Origin of the sequence: Nonomuraea thailandensis (assembly GCF_024172165.1) — a bacterium.
Lineage (GTDB): Bacteria > Actinomycetota > Actinomycetes > Streptosporangiales > Streptosporangiaceae > Nonomuraea > Nonomuraea thailandensis.
This window is the reverse complement of sequence record NZ_JAMZEB010000002.1, coordinates 1,592,171-1,608,809: the sequence shown is the minus strand read 5'-3', so window position 1 is coordinate 1,608,809 and position 16,639 is coordinate 1,592,171. Positions and strand designations below refer to the sequence as shown.

12 protein-coding genes are annotated in these 16,639 nt (G+C 73.1%); 6 read left to right on the top strand and 6 right to left on the bottom strand.

The genetic code is table 11. From position 1 onward, the window contains the following. Nucleotides 1–8: 8 nt before the first annotated feature. Complete coding sequence (locus HD597_RS11460; protein WP_253741990.1) at nucleotides 9–2,027, bottom strand: beta-galactosidase; 2,019 nt, start codon at nucleotides 2,025–2,027, stop codon at nucleotides 9–11. A gap of 182 nt (nucleotides 2,028–2,209) precedes the next feature. Here HD597_RS11460 and HD597_RS11455 point away from each other — a divergent pair, with 182 nt between their 5' ends. The 6 genes from HD597_RS11455 to HD597_RS11430 all read left to right on the top strand — a co-directional run bounded on the left by HD597_RS11455 (nucleotide 2,210) and on the right by HD597_RS11430 (nucleotide 9,579). After that, a complete protein-coding gene (locus tag HD597_RS11455) occupies nucleotides 2,210–3,526 on the top strand; it encodes an ABC transporter substrate-binding protein (RefSeq protein WP_253741989.1) in 1,317 nt (438 codons plus the stop codon). Beyond that, nucleotides 3,523–4,407, top strand: coding sequence for a carbohydrate ABC transporter permease (locus tag HD597_RS11450; RefSeq protein WP_253741988.1), 885 nt, complete (start codon nucleotides 3,523–3,525; stop codon nucleotides 4,405–4,407). The genes HD597_RS11455 and HD597_RS11450 overlap by 4 nt, the downstream gene beginning before the upstream one ends. A gap of 87 nt (nucleotides 4,408–4,494) precedes the next feature. Further along, nucleotides 4,495–5,373: a carbohydrate ABC transporter permease gene (locus tag HD597_RS11445; RefSeq protein WP_253741987.1), complete on the top strand. Its 879-nt coding sequence runs from the start codon at nucleotides 4,495–4,497 to the stop codon at nucleotides 5,371–5,373. Beyond that, complete coding sequence (locus HD597_RS11440) at nucleotides 5,370–6,365, top strand: LacI family DNA-binding transcriptional regulator (RefSeq protein WP_253741986.1); 996 nt, start codon at nucleotides 5,370–5,372, stop codon at nucleotides 6,363–6,365. The genes HD597_RS11445 and HD597_RS11440 overlap by 4 nt, the downstream gene beginning before the upstream one ends. 591 nt (nucleotides 6,366–6,956) lie before the next feature. Further along, nucleotides 6,957–7,814, top strand: a complete 858-nt coding sequence (locus HD597_RS11435; protein WP_253741985.1) for an SAM-dependent methyltransferase — start codon at nucleotides 6,957–6,959, stop codon at nucleotides 7,812–7,814. A gap of 163 nt (nucleotides 7,815–7,977) precedes the next feature. After that, the gene (locus HD597_RS11430) at nucleotides 7,978–9,579 is read left to right on the top strand and encodes a DUF4082 domain-containing protein (protein ID WP_253741984.1); all 1,602 of its coding nucleotides are present in this window, start codon (nucleotides 7,978–7,980) and stop codon (nucleotides 9,577–9,579) included. A gap of 7 nt (nucleotides 9,580–9,586) precedes the next feature. On the opposite strand, the gene HD597_RS11425 is transcribed toward HD597_RS11430, so the two are convergent. From HD597_RS11425 to HD597_RS11405, 5 genes are all read right to left on the bottom strand, one after another. Further along, nucleotides 9,587–9,970 carry a YchJ family protein gene (locus tag HD597_RS11425; protein ID WP_253741983.1) on the bottom strand — a complete coding sequence of 128 codons (384 nt, stop codon included), beginning with the start codon at nucleotides 9,968–9,970 and terminating at the stop codon, nucleotides 9,587–9,589. Between the two features lie 133 nt (nucleotides 9,971–10,103). Then, the gene (locus tag HD597_RS11420; protein WP_253741982.1) at nucleotides 10,104–10,928 is read right to left on the bottom strand and encodes an NAD-dependent protein deacetylase; all 825 of its coding nucleotides are present in this window, start codon (nucleotides 10,926–10,928) and stop codon (nucleotides 10,104–10,106) included. Between the two features lie 14 nt (nucleotides 10,929–10,942). Then, on the bottom strand, nucleotides 10,943–12,724 hold the full coding sequence (locus HD597_RS11415) for an ABC transporter ATP-binding protein (RefSeq protein WP_253741981.1): 1,782 nt from the start codon (nucleotides 12,722–12,724) through the stop codon (nucleotides 10,943–10,945). Beyond that, on the bottom strand, nucleotides 12,721–14,466 hold the full coding sequence (locus HD597_RS11410; RefSeq protein WP_253741980.1) for an ABC transporter ATP-binding protein: 1,746 nt from the start codon (nucleotides 14,464–14,466) through the stop codon (nucleotides 12,721–12,723). Before HD597_RS11410 ends, HD597_RS11415 begins: the two co-directional genes overlap by 4 nt. Nucleotides 14,467–14,608: 142 nt before the next feature. Next, nucleotides 14,609–16,519: a lantibiotic dehydratase gene (locus HD597_RS11405; protein WP_253741979.1), complete on the bottom strand. Its 1,911-nt coding sequence runs from the start codon at nucleotides 16,517–16,519 to the stop codon at nucleotides 14,609–14,611. Nucleotides 16,520–16,639: the final 120 nt, after the last annotated feature.

The following is a 16,639-nucleotide window of genomic DNA, read 5'->3' as shown; positions in this document are numbered from 1 at the left end:
GGGTCTCCCTAGGGTTGGGGGGGTTGCGCCACGACGGTCACCGCTCCGGCCGGGACGGTGACCGGCCCGTCGTGCCGTACGCCGTCGAACACGCTCACGCCGCTCACCCCCTCGACCGTCACCGGCTGGTCGCCGTGGTTGATCAGGAAGACGTGGCCGCCCCTGCGCACCAGCTCCAGGGTGTCGGGCAGGCCGTGCGGGCGGGAGACGCCCGCGTGGTCGAGCACCTGGACGAGCAGCTCACGCAGGCCGGTGACGGGGGCCGTGGCGAGGTACCAGGCGGTGCCGGCGCCGAGGTCGTGGCGGGTGACGGCGGGGTGCCCCGCGTCCGGGCCCTCGGCGAAGCTCCGGACCGCGACCGCGCCCGCCGGGCGGACCCGCTCCGACCAGACGCGCGCGACGATCGGGGCGCCGGCTTCGGGGGTGCCGGCCCCGGGGCCACCGGTCAGTGTGACCGTCTCGTGCTCGCGCAGGGGGTGGAACTCCTCGATCGACAGGCCGAGCAGCTCGCGCAGCGCGCCGGGGTGGGCGCCCGGGTGGATGGTGTCGTGCTCGTCCACGATGCCGGAGAAGTACGACACGAGCAGGTGGCCGCCCGCTTCGACGTACCGGTGCAGGTTCTTGGCGGACGCCTCGGTCAGCAGGTACGAGCTGGGCGCCACCACCACCCGATATCCCGAAATATCAGCGGAAGGGTGGACGAAGTCCACCGTGACGTGCTCCCGCCACAGCGCCTCGTAGAAGGCGTCCACCCGCTCCCTGAACCCCAGGTCCACCGACGGCCGCCAGTCCAGCTCCAGCGCCCAGTACGACTCCCAGTCCCACACGACCGCCACCTCGGCCCGCACCCTGCCACCCCTGACGCCGGCGAGTTCGCGCAGGTCGGCGCCCAGCCGCACCACCTCGCGCCACTGCTCGGAGTCGGTCCCGGCGTGCGGCACCATCCCGGAGTGGAACTTCTCGGCCCCGAACCGCGAGGCCCTGAACTGGAAGAACAGCACGCTGTCGGAGCCCCGGGCCACGTGCGCGAGGCTGTTGCGGCGCATCTCCCCCGGGCGCTTGGCGAGGTTGCGCGGCTGCCAGTTGACCGCGCCCGCCGAGTGCTCCATGAGCATCCACGGCGCGCCGCCCGCCACCGACCGCGCCAGGTCGGCGGACATGGCCAGGTCGATGTGGTTGTCGGGCCGCTCGGCCTGGAGGTAGTGGTCGTTGGCGATCACGTCGAGCTCGCGCGCCCACTGCCACAGGTCGGTGGACTTGCAGTTGACGGTGCCGGCGAAGTTCGTGGTCACGGGGAGGCCGGGGGTCAGCTCCCGCAGGATGTCGCGCTGCAGCGCGTAGTGCTCGCGGTGCTGGCCGTCGCTGAAGCGGGCGTAGTCGAGGCGCTGGGCCGGGTTGACGGCCGTGTGGTTGGCGCGCGGGGCGTCGATCTCGGACCAGTCGGAGTAGGTCTGGCCCCAGAACGTGGTGCCCCAGGCGTCGTTCAGCGTGGAGACGTCCCGATAGGTCTGGCGCAGCCAGGCGCGCCAGGCGGCCACGCTGTGCTCGCAGTAGCACTCGCCGAGCGGCGCGCCGTACTCGTTGTGCACGTGCCACATGACCACGGCCGGATGGCCGCGGTAGTGCTCGCCCAGCGCCCGCACCAGCCGCGCGGTCGCCTCGCGGAAGGCCGGGGCGCTGGAGCAGGCGCTCTGCCTGCCGCCGAACCCGATCCGCACGCCCTCCCTGTTCACCGGCAGCACGTCGGGGTGCCGGGCCACGAACCAGGCGGGCGGGGCGGCGGTCGGCGTGGCCAGGTCGACGGCGACGCCGCCCGCGTGCAGCCGGTCGATGATCTCGTCCAGCCAGCCGAACTCGAAACGCCCCTGCGCGGGCTCCAGCAGCGCCCACGAGAACAGGCCCAGGCTGACCAGGTTCACCCCGGCCTCGCGCATCAGGGCCACGTCCTCTTCCAGGACCTCGCGCGGCCACTGCTCCGGGTTGTAGTCGCCGCCATAGGCGATCCCGGCAGGACGCTCCGGATACATCCATCCCCCTCGAAAAGCTTCTGTGAACGTGCACAGTAGGACGCTCGACAGCCCGAAGGGAACAGTTATCTCCAAATTTCATGCTCTTGCAGGACGTTAACGAGAACGTAACGACCCCTTGACGGCCGTTTCGGCACTGCCTCAGTCTGTGCACGTTCACAGAACCCCCCTGGAGGTACGCAATGCGCGCCAACCGCCTTGGAGCAGCCCTGGCCGTCGCCCTCACGGCCACCCTCGCGAGCTGCGGCTCCAGCGAGCCCACCGAGAGCCCCGAGGCGGCGCAGAGCCGGCCCGCCTCCGCCCAGGGTCCGGTCAAGCTCACGTACTGGACCTGGGCCCCCAACATGGACAAGATCGTCGATGTCTGGAACAAGGCTCACCCCGACATCCAGGTGACGGTCAGCAAGCAGGCCGGCGGCGACGACGCGGCGGCCAAGTTCCTCACCGCGGCCAAGGCCGGCAACCCTCCGGACCTGGTGCAGGCCGAGTACCAGCACCTTCCCTCGTTCATCGCCGCCGACGCGGTCGCCGACATCAAGGCCGAGACGGCCGCCGTCAAGGGCGAGTTCTCCGAGGGCCTGTGGGGCCTGGTCACGCTCGGCACCGAGGCCGTCTACGGCGTCCCCCAGGACAGCGGCCCGATGATGCTCTTCTACCGCCAGGACCTGTTCGACAAGTACGGCATCGCCGTGCCCAAGACCTGGCAGGAGTACGGCGAGGCGGCCCGCACGGTCAGGAAGAAGGACCCGAAGGCGTATCTCGGCACGTTCTCCAGCAAGGACCCGGGAGCGTTCACAGGGCTGGCGCAGCAGGCGGGCGCGCAGTGGTGGTCGATCAGCGGCGAGTCGTGGAAGGTGAACATCGCCGACGAGCCCACCAGGAAGGTCGCCGACTTCTGGGGCGCGCTGGTCAAGGAGGGCGCCATCGACGACATGCCGTACTTCACCCCCGAGTGGAACAAGGCGCTCAACGACGGCAAGCTGCTGACCTGGCCGTCCGCGGTGTGGGCGCCGGGCGTGCTGTCGAGCAACGCGCCGAAGGCCAAGGGCAAGTGGGCCGTCGCGCCGCTGCCGCAGTGGAACGCCGGTGAGAGCTTCAGCGGCTTCTGGGGCGGCTCGTCCACCGCCGTGTCGGCCAAGACCGCGAACAAGGCCGCCGCAACGCAGTTCGCCACCTGGCTCAACACCGATCCGGCCGCCGTCGAGCTGCTGGTCAAGGAGGCTGCCATCTACCCGGCCGCCACCAAGGCGCAGTCGGCGCTCGGCCAGGCGCCCGAGTACTTCGCCAACCAGCCCGACTTCTGGCAGCAGGCAGCCGCCGTCTCCGCCGGCGCCCGCGGCTTCACCTTCGGCCCGAACGTCGGCGTGACCTACAACGCCTTCAAGGACGGCTTCGACAAGGCCCTGCAGGCCGGCACCCCGTTCACCGAGGCCGTGCAGGGCATGCAGGACGCCACGGTCGCCGACATGCGCAAGTCCGGCTTCACGATCGCCTCATGAAGCGGTCGGAGAGGGGGCCCTGGCCCTACCTGTTCCTGACCCCCGCGATCGTGCTGTTCACGCTGTTCCTCGCGGTGCCCATCGGCTACACCGTCCACCTGGCGATGCGCCGTACCAAGGTGTCGGGGCTGGGGCTGGGCAGGGGCGCGCGGCGGGAGGTGTTCGTCGGGTTCGACAACTTCGCCGCCGCCCTGGCTGACGCCGAGCTGTGGAACGGGTGGCTGCGCGTGCTCGGGTACGGCGCGCTGGTGCTGGTCGTCATGCTGGGGCTGGCGCTGCTGTTCGCGCTGCTGCTGGACTCGGCCCGGGTGCGGCTGGCGCGGTTCTCCCGGATCGCGATCTTCCTGCCGTACGCGGTGCCGGGCGTGGCCGCCACCCTGCTGTGGGGCTTCCTCTACCTGCCCTCGCTCAGCCCGATCAGAGACGTCCTGGACGTCGACTTCCTGAGCGCCACCACCGTCACGTACTCCATGGCGAACGTGGCGGTGTGGGGCGGGGTCGGCTTCAACATGCTGGTGCTCTACACTACGCTGCGGGCCATCCCCCGCGACCTGTACGAGGCCGCGCGGCTCGACGGCGCCTCCGAGTTCCAGATCGCCGTCCGGGTCAAGATCCCGATCCTGGCGCCGGCGATCGTCCTGACCACCGTGTTCTCCATCATCGCGACGATCCAGGTGTTCACGGAGCCGACCGCCCTGCGCCCGCTGACCAACACGATCAGCTCCACGTGGAGCCCGCTGATGAAGGTCTACCGCGACGCGTTCGTCACCGGCGACCTGTACTCGGCCGCCGCCACCTCGATCGTCATCGCGGCGATCTCGCTCGTCCTGTCGTTCGGCTTCCTGCGCGTGGTCCGCAACCACGCCTTCAGGGAGGGCTGATGATTTCCGCACCTCCGGGGACAACCGATGACCTCCGCACCTCCGGGGAGAACCGATGACCTCCGCCCGCACCTCCGGGGAGAATTGATGGCCACGGCCACCGCGACCACCTCGCATCGCCGCAGCCGCGCGGGCTCCGGCCGCACGACCGGCGTCGTGCCCACCGCGCTGCTGCTGATCGGCGCGATCTACTGCCTCTTCCCGGTCTTCTGGGTGCTGATCGCGGCCACCAAGTCGCCGGGCGAGCTGTTCAGCACCGCCACCCTCTCCTTCGGGACGGGCTTGTTCGACAATGTGGCCGAGCTGTTCGCCTACCGCGACGGCGTGTTCTGGCTGTGGGCCGCCAACACGCTGCTCTACGCGGGCGGCGGGGCGCTGCTGTCCACCGCCGTCTCCGCGGTCTCCGGGTACGCGCTGGCGAAGTACCGCTTCCCGGGCCGCGACGCCATCTTCAACCTGCTCATCGGCGGCATCCTGGTGCCGGCCGTGGTGCTGGCCGTCCCGCAGTACCTGCTGTTCTCCAAGATCGGCCTGGCCGACAGCCACTGGGCCGTGCTGCTGCCGCAGATCCTGCACCCGTACAGCATCTACCTGGCCCGCATCTACGCCGCCGCGGCGATCCCCGACTCGCTGCTGGAGGCCGGCCGCATCGACGGGGCCGGCGAGTGGCGGCTGATGTCGCGGGTGGCGATGCCGCTGATGGTGCCGGGCATGGTGACGATCTTCCTGTTCCAGTTCGTGGCGATCTGGAACAACTTCCTGCTGCCGTTCATCATGCTCGGCGACGACGGCAAGTTCCCGCTCACGGTCGGCCTCTACACGCTGCTGGCCGCGGGCGCGAACCAGCCCGCCCTGTACAACCTGATCCTGACCGGCGCCTTCCTGTCGATCGTGCCCTTGATCGCGCTCTTCCTCACCATGCAGCGATACTGGAAGACCGATCTGTCCTCGGGAGCCGTGAAGTGAAACGCCCTACGATCCACGACGTCGCCGCCGCCGCGGGGGTCTCCCGCGGCACGGTCTCCCGCCTGCTGAACGGGGACAAGTACGTGAGCCCGGCGGCGCGCGTGGCCATCGAGAGGGCCATCTCCGAAACCGGTTACGTGGTCAACCGCGCCGCCCGCAGCCTGGTCACGCAGCGTACGGGGTCGGTCGTGATGGTCCTGTCGGAGCCGCACGAGAAGCTGTTCGAGGACCCCAACTACAGCACGCTCATCCGGGTGGCCATCAGGATGCTGGCCGAGCGGGACCTGTCGCTGGTGATGATGCTGGCGGGCGACGAGGGCGACAGGGAGCGGGTGGTGCGCTACGTCCGCGGCGGCCACGCCGACGGGGTGCTGCTCGTCTCGACACACGCCGGTGACCCGCTGCTGGACGCGCTGGGCGGCGGCCCGCCCGCCGTCTCCTGCGGCGCGGTCATCGGGCGCGAGACCGTCATCCCGTACGCCGCCGCCGACGACCGGCTCGGGGCCCGCCAGATGACCGAGTACTTCGTCGGCCTCGGCCGCAGGCGCATCGCGATGATCACCGGCCCCATGGACACGCCGGGCGGCATCCAGCGCCTGGAGGGCTTCGCCGACGTGCTCGGCCGCAAGGCCACCCAGCGGCTGATCGCGCACGGCGACTGGACGCAGGCCAGCGGCGAGCGGGCCATGACGGAGCTGCTGGAGCGCGCTCCCGACCTCGACGCCGTCTTCGTCGCCTCCGACCTCATGGCGGCGGGCGCCCTCGCGGCGCTGCGCGCGGCGGGGCGGCGGGTGCCGGAGGACGTGGCGGTGGGCGGGTTCGACGACTCGTCGGTCGCGGTCTCGACGCATCCGCCGCTGACGACCATCCGGCAGCCGCTGGCCGAGATGGCCCAGCAGACGGTGCGCCTGCTGCTGGCGCTCATCGACGGGGCCGGGCACGTGGAGCCGGTGATACTGCCCACGGAGCTGGTGATCCGCGAGTCGGCCTGACCCGGCCCGGGCCGTCCTGGCCCGATCGAGGGCCGTCACGCCCGGGACACACCGCGCCGCCACCCGGCCCAGGCCGTCCTAGCCCGATCGAGGGCTGTCGCGCCCCGGACGCACTGTGCCGCGACGCGGCCCAGGCGGTCGCGATCCCAGACGCAGGCTCAGCGCGCCCCGGCCCCAGGCACCGACCGGCGGCCCGATTCGGGTGCCGCAGCGTGGGCCCGGCAGGCGGCCTGGACACCGCCAAGCGCGGCCCTTCGCCTCCCAGCGCAGCCCCACGTGCACAGCGCGCCCCCGCGTGGCTCAGCGCGGCTGGGCGCAGGCCCCGCCGCCCCGCCGCAAGCCGGACGCGCGCCCCCGCTGGCCGCGCAGCCGCGAGCCGGGCGCGAGCCCCCCGCTGGCCGCGCAGCCGCGGGCCGGGCGTGAGCCGGGCGCAGGCCGCCATCGCCCTGCCGCGAGCCGGGCGCGGGCCGCTGCCCGCCCTGGGAGGGCCGGGCTGGGCTTGCGATGGGGCTTGCGATGAGGCTTCCGCCGGGTGGGCAATTGCGTGGACTTTCCCGAAATATCGCCGTTTGGGAAGTACGATCGCCTGAGTTGACGCACCCGAAGGAGCCCACAGTGGCCGACGGCGAGCGGGAGCAGGCGCCGAAGGGCATCGACACCACCAAGCCCAACGTCTCCCGCGTCTACGACTTCATGCTCGGCGGCAAGGACAACTACGAGGCCGACCGGCAGATGGCGCACCGCGCACTGGAGATCGCCCCGGACGCCCCCGAGGCCGCCCGCGCCAACCGCGAGTTCCTGGGCCGGGTGGTCCGGTTCCTGGCCGCCGAGGCAGGCGTCCGCCAGTTCCTGGACATCGGCTCCGGCCTGCCCACCCAGGGCAACGTGCACGAGATCGCCCAGTCGGCCGCCCCCGGCACCCGGGTCGTCTACGTGGACAACGACCCGATCGTCCTGGTGCACGGCCGGGCCCTGCTCGCCGTGGACGAGGGCAGCACGACGGTCGTGGAGGCCGACCTGCGCGAACCTGACCGGATCATCGACCACCCCGAGGTGCGGCGGCTGATCGACTTCGACCGCCCGGTGGGGCTGCTGATGTTCGCCATCCTGCACCACCTGACCGACGACGAGGACCCGGCCGGCATCGCCGCCCGCATGGTGGACCGCCTGGCCCCGGGCAGCCACCTGGCCGTCTCCCACTTCCACAACCCGGGCCTGGCCTACCCGGAGGTCTCCAGGCAGGCGTTCGCGGCCGAGAAGATCTTCAACGAGACGCTGGGCACCGGACGCTGGCGTACGCGCGAGGAGATCCTGGCCTACTTCGACGGCCTGGACCTGCTGGAGCCCGGCCTGGTCCCGCTGCCCGAATGGCGCCCCGGCTCCGGCGACCGGGCCGTACCAGGCATCACGTACCACACGTTCGTCGGAGCCGTCGCCCGCAAACCCTAGCCCCGGCCGAAAACTAATCGGGGTTTTGGCGCCGTCCGTTTACGGCCCATTTCCCAGCTGAATGGCGATAACCGCGGCGGGTGTCCGACGAGGCATGGCACGATGGGCCCCGATTCTTGATCGGGGTATTCCGGTGCGTGTTGCCTGCCATGGAGGCTCGCTCGTGAACGGGTCACATCACGTCGATCGAAAAACACCGCGGCGCCGGCCCGGCCTGGCCGCGCTGGTGGCCGGCGTCCTGGCCGGAGGGCTCGTGATCATGAACCCCGCCGCGGCGATGCCGGGAACCCCGGGGACGGGCACGACGCAGGAGAGCTTCTTCTCCGCCTCCGGCCCGCTGTCACCGCGGCTGTCGAACGGGCGGCGCCCCGTGGAGCTGGGCATGCGTTTCACCACCTCCCGGGCGGGCGCCGTGACGGCGCTGCGCTTCTACAAGCACCCCAGGAGCTCGGACGGCCACACCGCCAGCCTCTGGGACGACCGGGGCAACCGCCTGGCGAAGGCCGCGTCCACGGTGGAGAGCGGCCAGGGCTGGCAGGAGGTGCGCCTGCCCAAGGCGGTGGCGCTCGCGCCCGGCAGGACCTACACGGTGTCGTATTTCAGCGCCGACGGCCGATACGCCGTCGTACCGCGTTACTTCACGCGCAATTCACCGCGCACCGATTCCCTGCGCGCGCAGTCGCGCAATGGCGTGTATCTCTACGGCTCCAGCGCCTTCCCGAGGAGAACGAGCGCCGGGCACAACTATCTGGTGGACGTGGCCTTCCAAGCGGCGACGACCTCACCGTCACCGACCCCTTCACCGACCGCTTCACCGACCGCTTCACCGACCGCTTCACCGACGCGGACGCCGACGCGCACCCCGACCGCCACTCCCACACCGACCGTCACGCCCACTGTCACCCCGACCGTCACCCCGACCGTCACCCCGACGCCGTCCGTGACACCCACCGTCACGCCGACGCCCTCGACCCCGGGCAGACCCGACTGCGACCTTCCCAGGCACCCCCGCCCGTCCTGCACCGGCGTGCCGCCCGGCACCCGGCTCACGACCGTCAAGGGCGACGTCACCGCCGCCAGGAACGGCCAGGTCATCGACGGCCAGCACATCACCGGCGACCTCATCATCACCGCGAACGACGTGGTGATCAGGAACAGCCAGATCGACGGCCTGATCACGAACTGGGAGACGGGCGGCTCGTTCACCATCACCGACTCCACGGTCGGCCCGCCCAGCGGCTGCGTCATCAACCAGGGCGTCGGCGAGAAGAACTTCAGGGCCGAGCGCATCAGCGTGCGCGGGTTCGACGACGGCTTCCGCATGTCGGGCAGGAACGTCGTCGTCCGCGACTCCTACGTGAAGCTGTGCGGGCCGCCGACCAGCCACTCCGACGGCATCCAGGCGTACTGCCCCGGCAAGATCGTCTGCAGCGGCCTGGTGTTCGACCACAACACGATCGACCAGCGGCAGGCCCCGGAGCATTCCGACCCCATCAACCTGGTGGACAAGAACCTCAGCGCCGTGACCGTCACCGACAACCTCGTGGCCGGCGGCAACTACAGCCTCCTGCTGAAATGGCACTCGGGGCCGAGGTGGAAGGTCTCCGGCAACAAGATCGTCCACGGGGCGTGGGACTTCGGCGCCGTCAGCTCCGAGGACACCTGCGAGAACATCGACTGGGGCCCCGGCAACGCCGTCGTCACCATCGACCACGACTACCGGATCACCAAGACGGTGCAGCCCCTGACGCACTGCGTCGAGTGACGGCCCGCTAGCCGCCGAGGGCTCCCGCGTAGACCCAGCGGCCGTCGAGGCGTACGAACCTGCTGTGCTCCTCCATCTCGCCCGGCTTCCCGCGCTCCACGTAGTGGGCGCGGAAGCGGACGGTGCCCTCGGTGTGCACGACGCTGCCGCCGGTGCTCTCCAGCACCTCCAGCCGCACCCATCTGACCCGCTTGTCCAGGTCGAGCCGGGGCGGGCGGGCGGCGGGATGCCAGGTGCGCAGCAGGTACGCTTCGTCCCCCACGCCGAACGCGCTGAACCGGGAGCGCATGAGCTGCTCGGCGGTGGCCGGCGCGGCCTCGCCCCGGTGGAAGCGGCCACAGCAGTCCTGGTAGGGGGCGGGCAGGCCGCACAGGCACGTACGAGGAGGCATGCGCTCCATTCTGCCGCGCCCGCGACAGTGCGACCGCCGCGCAGAAAACGCCCCGCCCGGCGGGCCCATGCGCGGCGGGCCCATGCGCGGCGGGCCACCGCCCGGCAGACCACCACCCGGCAGGGCGTCGCGTTCAGAGCTGGGCGGCGAGATCGGTCAGCGTGGGACCGAGCGGGGCGTCCAGGGTGAGCGTGGCGTCGGCGTCGCCGCCGGTCGGGCCCTGGTTGACGATGGCGATGGGGATGCCGAGCCCGGCGGCCTTCGTCACGAACCGCAGCCCCGACTTGATCGCCAGCGACGACCCGAGCACGAGCAGCGCCCGGGCCCCGCCCACGACGGCGAAGCACTCGTCCACGCGCGGCCTGGGCACGTTCTCGCCGAAGAACACCACGTCGGGTTTGAGCAGGCCGCCGCAGCCCGCGCAGCCGACCACACGGAACCCGGCCACCTGCTCGTCGGTGAGCACGGCGTCGCCGTCGGGGTTGATCCGGCCGCTGGCCTCCCAGCCCGGGTTGGCCTCGCGCAGCCGGCGCTCCAGCTCCGCACGCGGGGTGCGCTCCCTGCACGACAGGCAGACGACGCGGTCGAGCCCGCCGTGCAGCTCGATCACCCGCCGCGCGCCGGCCGCCTGGTGCAGGCCGTCCACGTTCTGGGTGACGATGCCGGCCAGCAGCCCGCGCCGCTCCAGCTCGGCCACGGCGCGGTGCCCGGCGTTGGGCCTGGCCGCGCCGATCTGCCGCCAGCCGACGTGGCTGCGCGCCCAGTATCGCCGGCGGGCCTCGGCACTGCCGACGAACCGCTGGTACGTCATCGGCTCGGCCCGCCTGGCCCGGCCGGTCGGGCCCCGGTAGTCGGGGATGCCCGACTCGGTCGACAGGCCGGCCCCGCTGAGCACGGCCACCCGTCCGGGGGCGACCAGCTCGGCCAGCTCCGCCACGCTCGTGGTGCTCGGTGTCACCCTTCCATGGTGCCTCAACCGCCGGTCTGCTCCTCCGCCTCCGCGATCAGCTCCGCGTGCCACAGCCGCCGCATCTCGGGGCAGCTCTCCAGCAGCTCCTCCAGCCGCCCGCGCCCGGCGACGCGGCCCCGGTCGAGGACGATCACCTGGTCGGCGCGTTCGAGCGCGGCCTGCCTGTGGGAGACGACCAGGACGGTGCCGGGGCCGCGCCCGGCGATCCGCTCCCACAGGAGCTGCTCGGTCTCGACGTCCAGCGCGGACGACAGGTCGTCCACCACCAGCAGGTCGGGCTCGCGGACGAGGGCGCGGGCGGCGGTGGCGCGCTGCACCTGTCCGCCGGACAGCCGCACCCCGCGCGGCCCGACGACCGTGCCGAGCCCGTCCGGCATCCCGGCCAGGTCCTGCTCGAACGCCGCCAGCTCCAGCGCCCGGCGGGCGTCGTCGTCGCCGGCGGGCAGGCCGAGCAGCAGGTTCTCCCGCAGCGTCGCCGAGAACAGGCGCGGCACCTGGCTCGCGTACGCCGTGCGGCCGGGGACGAGGAACGTGCCCGGATCCCCGACGGGGGCGCCGTTCCACGAGAGCGTGCCTTCGTCCAGCGGCAGGAGGCCGAGCAGGGCGCGGACCAGCGTGGTCTTGCCCGCCCCCACGGCCCCCGTGATCACCGTGAACGAGCCGCGTTCGACCCGCAGGTCGACGCCGTGCAGGACGCCGCGCACGCTGAGCCCGCGCGCTTCGAGCACCCGCAGCGGATCGGCGTGCCGGGGCGGCGGCGCGGCGGGCGGCGGGTCGCGGTGCAGCCAGACCTCGGCGCCGCCCGACAGGGTGCCGGCGTCCTCGTGCGGCGCCAGGAGCCCGGTGAGCCGTTCGGTGGCGACCGCCGCCTGGGGCAGCCGGTAGAGGATGGTGCCGATCGAGCGGGGCAGCGCGGTGAGCCAGCCGATGTAGCTGGTGAACAGCGCCAGGTCGCCGACGGTGAACTCGCCGCCGCGCATGGCGGGCGCGGCCAGGAGCAGCACCAGCCCGATGCTGAGCTCGATCGTGGTGGTGGTCGCGGCGCCCAGCAGGTCGGTCGCCATGCGGTCCCTGACGGCCGCGTCACGCCGCCGCCGGTTGTGCTCGCGCAGCCGTTCCAGGGCCGCCGCCTCGGCGCCGGCCGTCTTGAGCGCGAGCACGCCGCCGAACACCTCGCCCACATACGCCGTCACGGCCGCGCCGAGCCGCCTGGAGCGCCGGTGCAGCCGCGCCACCGTCCGGCGCATCGTCCTGCTCAGCACCCCGATCGCGATCATCGGCAGGGCCAGCACCAGCGTGATCACGGGGTCGACGGACGCCAAGACGGGCAGGGCCGCGGCGGCGAACAACGTCGTGCCGGCCAGGGTGACGCTCTCGTCGGTGAAGTCGACCGCGTCGGCCACGTCGTCCCGCAGCCGGGCGACGGCCTCGCCCGAGGAGTGCGGCACCCGCGTGGCGACCGGCCCGCGCGCGGTCAGCACGGAGCGCAGCACGTTGGCGCGCAGCAGGGTCGCCGCCGCGCTCCACCAGTACACGCCGTACGTCCACGCGACGACGATCACCAGCCCGCGGACGAGCTCGACGCCCACGAACGCCGCGCACCACCACAGCGTGCCCCGCAGGGCGGCCGGCTGGTGCCCGCTGATCTGGTCGAAGACCTGCTGCAGGACGAGCCCGCCGGCCAGCGGGATGACGTGGACGGGCAGCCACAGCAGCGCTCCGACGAGATACCGGCGCAGGTCGAACGTGGCCAGCCGGGTGGCCACCAGCATCACCGGCCTCATCGGCCCACCCCCGCCAGGTCGAGCAGCCGGCCGAACCTGCTGCCCGGGTCCGCGGCGAGCTCGTCGCGGCGGCCGTACTCGACGATCTTGCCGCGGTGCAGCACCGCGATCTTGTCCACCCGGGACAGGGACGACAGGCGGTGCGCGATGATCACGCCGGTCCTGCCTTCGAGCAGCCGCGCGACGCTGTCCTCGATGCGCCGCTCGGTGGCCGGGTCGAGGCGGCTGGACGCCTCGTCCAGGACGACGAGCCCGGGATCGGCGAGGAACGCCCGCGCGAACGCCAGGAGCTGCGCCTGCCCCGCCGACAGGCCGCGCAGCTCGGTGCCGAGCCCGTCGGGCAGCCCGGCCGCCCACTCGCCGAGCCCGACCCCGTGCAGCGCCTCCATCAGCCGTTCGTCGCCCGGCGACGGCCTGAACAGCGTCAGGTTGTCCCGCACGCTCGCCGCGAAGAGCTGCACGTCCTGGGTGACCACGCCGATCCTGGCGCGCAGCGAGCACGGGTCGGCCTCGCGCAGGTCCACGCCGCCCACGCGCACGACGCCCTCCACGGGGTCGTGCAGCCGCAGCACCAGCCTGGCCAGGGTGGTCTTCCCGCTGCCCGTGCGCCCCACCAGGCCCAGCGTCTCGCCGGGCGCCAGCGTGACGTCGATGCCGGACAGCACCTGCTCGTCGTCGTCCGGGTAGGAGAACGCGACGCCTTCGAGGCGCAGGCCGAGCGGCCTGCCGCCGGGCAGCGGACGGGTGCCGGGCGTCAGCGCGGGCCGCTCGGCCAGCAGGGCGGCGATGCGGGCCAGGCCGGCCAGGGCCGCCTGGTACTGCCTGATCTGGTCGATCAGCCGCTCGAACGGCGTCCGCACCATGAGCGTGTACTGGAAGATCAGCACGGCGGTGCCCACCGTGATCGCGCCCGCCTCGACGGTCCACGCGGCCAGCCCCAGCATGATGGCCGTGCCGGCGGCGAAGGCCACCGAGGTGCCGGCGAGCAGCGCGGTGCCGATGCGGGCGTCGCGGTTCTCGGCGCGGAAGAGGGCGGCGGCGACCTGGTGGAAGCGGCGCACGGTGTGCTCGCCCGCGCCGTTGGCCCTGACGTCCTCGGCGCCGGCGAAGCGCTCTTCGAGGGCGCCGAACAGCGTGGCGCTCGCGGCGCGGGAGCGGGCCGCCGACGGCACGGCCAGCCGCTGGGCGCGGGCCATGCCATATCCGATGAGCAGGCAGTACGCCAGCAGCGCGCCCCCGATGCGCCAGTCGGCGGCGAACACGACGACGACCACACCGGCCAGGAGCAGCACACTGGCCACGACGTCCAGCAGGAACGCCACGACGAAGTCGGCGACCGCCACGACGTCGCCGTCCACCCGCTCGATCAGCTCGCCGGGCGTGTGGCGGCCGTGGAAGGCCAGGTCGAGGCCGAGCGCGTGGCCGGTCAGGCGCTCGCGCAGGCGGTTGGTGCCGTCCCAGGCGAGCCTGCCGGCCAGCCACGCGGTCACCATCCTGGCCGCCTGGCCCGCCACGGCGAGCGCGAGGTAGCCGAGGGCGACCAGCGTCAGGTGCCGGATGCTCGCGCCGCCGATGGCGTCGTCGACGAAGCGCCGGGTCACCTGCGGCGCGGCCAGCGGCAACGCGGTCGCGGCGGCGACGGCGGCGGTCAGGGCCGCGGTGGCGCGCGGCCCGGGGCGCAGCAGCCGGAGGACGGCGGAGCTAGCTGATGATGAGGGGGTCTCCGGATCGAACGATCTCAAGAAGCGTCATGCCCTTTGCGTCGCGGGAGTCACTGAGCTGAGGGATCACGAACGCTTCAGCCATCGTGGGGCCTCCTCGCGGTGGTAGGGCCGGTCTTCCGTCCGGGAGTACACCAGGCCGGGGCGCGGCCGGGCAACCGAATTATCGGGCCGCGGGCCGTACGACGCAGCCCAGCCGCAGCTCCGCGCACTGCTCCCGGCCGTCCACCCGCCACCAGAGCTGCCCCGGGGCGGGCAGCATCTCGGTGATCAGCACCTCGGCCGGGTCGTGCCTGGCCAGCTCCTCGACCGCGAACGGGTCGCAGAAGTCGACGTAGCCGGGGCGGGGGCCGGCGGGGTGGTGGACGAAGACGTGGCGGGGCAGGGACCGTTCGCGGCGCAGGCGGTGGAGGGCGAGCCAGCGGTCGAAGGCGTCCGCGCCGCGTTCCCGCGGGAGGGGGACGCGCCAGCGGGCCCGCTGGTAAATCACGTCGCCGATCAGGACGCGGGGGGTGTGGGGGCCGAGGTCGATCTCGGGCAGCCGGCCGTGTCCCGGCTCCGGCTCGAACGCGGTCGCGGGCGCGGTCATGGGCGCGGTCATGGGGGCGGTCGCGGGGGCGGGCGCGGGGAAGCCGTCGTGGAGCGTGTGGGGTGCGGAGTGCAGCCTGGTGTGGAGGCCTTCGTACAGGGATCGGCAGTCGTCCCGGACTCCGCACAGCAGCCACGTCGCCTCGTCCAGGTGCGGGCCGACGGCCATCAGCTCCGGGCCGGGGAAGCGGAGTGCGGGGTGCTCCGGCGCGAGGTCCCACAGGCCGGCGGTGGCGCGGGCCACGTCCTGGATGGTCAGCCGGATGGTGTCCTGGCCGGGCTCCCGGCCGTGCGCCTCGGCCGCGAGCCCGGCCAGGGCGGCGGTGAGCGCGGACGTGCGGGCGGGGTCGCCGGCGAGCAGCGTGGCCAGGCGCCACAGCGGCAGCACCGCCGTGAGCGCTTCCCGCAGGCTCGCCAGCGCTCCGCCGCCGATCGTGACGCGCTCGCTGTACGGGCTGGACCGCTCCTCGCGGAAGACCTCGTGACGCTGCGGCCCTCGCCCTCCGCCCCTGCCCGGCCACCCGTGCGGATGAGGCCGCCCGTCCGCCGCGGCCCACCGGCCGGGCAGCCCGCCCGCTCCCGGATCGGCTGAGCCGGCCCGATCGCCGGAACGGGGCCGATCGCCGGAACGGGGCCGATCGGCGGGGTCGAGTGCGGCGAGACGGGCGGCTTCGTGGTGCTCGGCGCGCTGGGGCCAGGGCGTGCTCGCGTACCGGGCGCGGAGCTCCTCCGCCCGGCTCGCGTCCCCGAGGTGCCGGGTCAGCCAATCACCGGCCTCGACGATCACCCGCTCGGGGCCCGGCTCCCCCACGCGCAGCGCCTCCCCGCCGCTGCCGGGCTCGAACCGCGCGTACAGGACCGGCCCGCCACCCCAGCCACCCACCGTTAAGCGCCGCAGTTGCCGGTGAGCGGTCGCGGTGAGCAGGCGGGACCGCCTCGCCGTGCCGTCTCCCGGCCTGCGGGCCAGCGGACGCCGCACGATCGCCTGATAGAAGGCGGGGTCGGCGAGGAAGGCGGCGTGCCGTACGGACTCGTCGTCGTAGGCCTCGGCGACCTTGCGCCGGGTCGCGAGCCGGGCGGCCGCGTAGGCGCTCCTGGCCGCCGCCCTCGCCGCGCCGGTCACGACGACGGCGGACTGCCACCGCCGCGCCCACTCCCCCAGCCCGAGCGACTCCACCAGCCCCAGCTCGTCCCCGGTCAGCGGCATTCCGGCGCGTACGCTCCTGATGCAGCGCCTGGCCTGGGCCCGCCGCTCGGGGGTGAGCCGCAGGACGCTGCCGCGCAGGGGAGCGGCGAGCCGTTCGAAGCAGCGCCGCTCGGCGGCCAGCCGGCGTTCGGCGGCGAGCAGCCGTTCGCTGAGCCGCCGCAGGCCGGGATGACCGAACCCGTCGAGCAGCGTCACCGGCAACCCGGTGGTGCGCAGCAGGAACCACGGACGCAGCTCCACGACCAGCTCCCCCCGCCCGGCGGGAACCCTCCAGGACATCACCGGCGCCCCGCCACCGCGGCTCCGGTCCGAGGCCCGCTCCCCCGCCCGCGGGGGCCCGTCCGCGTCGTCCCTCGGTCGCGCGCCGACGTCGTCCCGCGAGCTCGCGCCCGCGTCGTC